Source organism: Nitrosomonas sp. Nm51 (assembly GCF_900111165.1).
In the GTDB taxonomy this organism is placed as follows: Bacteria; Pseudomonadota; Gammaproteobacteria; order Burkholderiales; family Nitrosomonadaceae; genus Nitrosomonas.
Map to the genome: position 1 here is coordinate 1 of NZ_FOGH01000113.1, position 2,112 is coordinate 2,112.

Here is a 2,112-nt window from a genome sequence, read left to right on the forward strand (position 1 = left end):
AGCAGGTCGCTGGCCAGCCTTGGTGCGTTATATCATCAGTAAAATTATTGCCAGCAAACCCCAGAAATCACAATTTCTTGATTCATTTCCCGCTATGTTGGCATTTGATTCCAGCTAACTGAGGAATTTAGGTTAAACGCAAAAACATATGACCTGATACGCTCAATCCGATTGCCGGTCAGCACATACTTGTTCGCAAGAAGGTATGAATTCAAGCTTTAGCAGTTTTATTCAAATGCTTAATGATTTTGATTGCAAGCCCACTGTTTGACTGTGCAGGCGATACTTTTTCTTGCACCCGGTGTCAATATGAACCGTGCCGTCCCATCCACCATTTCATGCCAACCAACACGTATCCGGAAAATGCACGCAATACCGGGACGGCTCTATGCGGATGGAAACTGGCAATTTTATTCGAGATTTCCAGATTTAATGACTATCTATATTGACCGGGACCGCTCAAACCGTTAAGATTTATCCCCTTGTCAAATCCCCGATAGCTCAGTTGGTAGAGCGACGGACTGTTAATCCGCAGGTCCCAGGTTCGAGCCCTGGTCGGGGAGCCATACTTTTCTTGGACTTACTGCTGATGCCACTGAACGCCGGACTTTTGGGCCTGGGCTCTCGTCCAAACTCTTGTTTATTATCTTAGCCGTAGCCAAGGTTTACATCCTAAATATAAAATATTAATATTCATAATCTGATATAATATCAAATATATCCTGACGAAATTCACCTTCATCAGGATTCACGGATTGTCTTAGCTTAGCCGGTATTTTAGCAAACCACTCATCTTTATTGGTTGGTCTTGTTTTTACCAATGTTTTAATCATCTGTTCACTAAGAATACTTCGTGATCTATTAGGATGGAGAGGTTGTACATTTTGTTGCCAGAATCTTTCTAATGCCTCTTCGAGTAAAATGCTTTCTTCCTGAAATTCTTTTTCTATTCCTTCTCGAGCTGCAAAAGCCCCCTGCATAACCGTTTCTGATGGTTCCTCATAAGTCATAATTAAACTATAGGCCCTTCTATCTTCCTGTAATTTTGTTTCAATTGCTCTCTTCAAACGATCTATTTCAGTTAAGCGTGTATGAAACCAGTTTGTGGACCAAATACGGTGTATAGTCCATCCTTTACGCTCCAATATCTCTTGACGAAGACGGTCCCTGTCTCTAACTGAGATAGAAGAGTGATAGGTAGCACCATCACATTCAATACCCAGCAAATATTCACCTGGCCTATCAGGATTTCTTACACCAATATCTATATAAAACCCAGCCACACCTACCTGTGGATCACACTGGAATCCCAAATTATTAATCAATCTTATAACTGCTACTTCAAATTCACTATCAGGTACTTTTCCACTGGCAATCCATCTTTCAGGCACTTTGCCAGAGTAAGCATAATCAAGATAATCTCTTAATGATCTAACTCCTCTCCTTGCATTTTCGCTAATATTAATATCCGTTGGTCTCATTGAAGTAAAAACTTCAACTTGAATCGGCCCGGTTTTTCCGGAGACTTTTTTGTTTGAGTCAGACTGCATCAGCTGACTCCTCCAGTTGGCGATAATATGCCATTTCAAATTCTGCCGGCGGAATATTTCCAATCGGCTCCAGTAACCGGCGATTATTGAACCAGTCAACCCATTCCAAGGTAGCAAATTCCACTTCACTAATATTGCGCCATGGGCCGCGATGCCAAATGACCTCTGTTTTGTATAATCCATTAATTGTCTCAGCCAGCGCATTGTCGTAAGAATCGCCAACACTGCCAACAGAAGCCTCAATATTGGCTTCTGCCAGGCGTTCCGTGTAGCGAATTGACAGATATTGACTGCCATGATCGCTGTGATGGATTAACCCGTAAGTTTCTCGCCGTGCCCACAGCGCCTGTTCCAGTGCATCGAGTACCAAATCTGTATGCAATGACCGGCTGACGCGCCAGCCAACAATACACCGTGCAAAAACATCGATAATAAAAGCCACATAAACAAATCCCGCCCAGGTCGCTAGTAGAGTAAGAAGCAGGGCGTAGTCGAACTATTTCCCTGCTTCTCCTCACCGAACCGTACGTGCACCTTTCAGCGCATACGGCTCTCCATTCAA

1 protein-coding gene, 1 tRNA gene and 1 pseudogene are annotated in these 2,112 nt (G+C 43.1%); 1 reads left to right on the forward strand and 2 read right to left on the reverse strand.

Annotated elements, in window-relative coordinates; translation table 11 throughout:
* Positions 1–490: 490 nt before the first annotated feature.
* Positions 491–566 (forward strand) — tRNA-Asn (locus BMY60_RS14980).
* Between the two features lie 120 nt (positions 567–686).
* On the opposite strand, the gene BMY60_RS14985 is transcribed toward BMY60_RS14980, so the two are convergent.
* Positions 687–1,550 carry a hypothetical protein gene (locus tag BMY60_RS14985; RefSeq protein WP_090334706.1) on the reverse strand — a complete coding sequence of 288 codons (864 nt, stop codon included), beginning with the start codon at positions 1,548–1,550 and terminating at the stop codon, positions 687–689.
* Positions 1,540–2,025, reverse strand: a pseudogene (locus BMY60_RS14990) (IS3 family transposase); the annotation flags it as partial. The gene BMY60_RS14985 and the pseudogene BMY60_RS14990, both read right to left, overlap by 11 nt.
* Positions 2,026–2,112 lie beyond the last annotated feature (87 nt).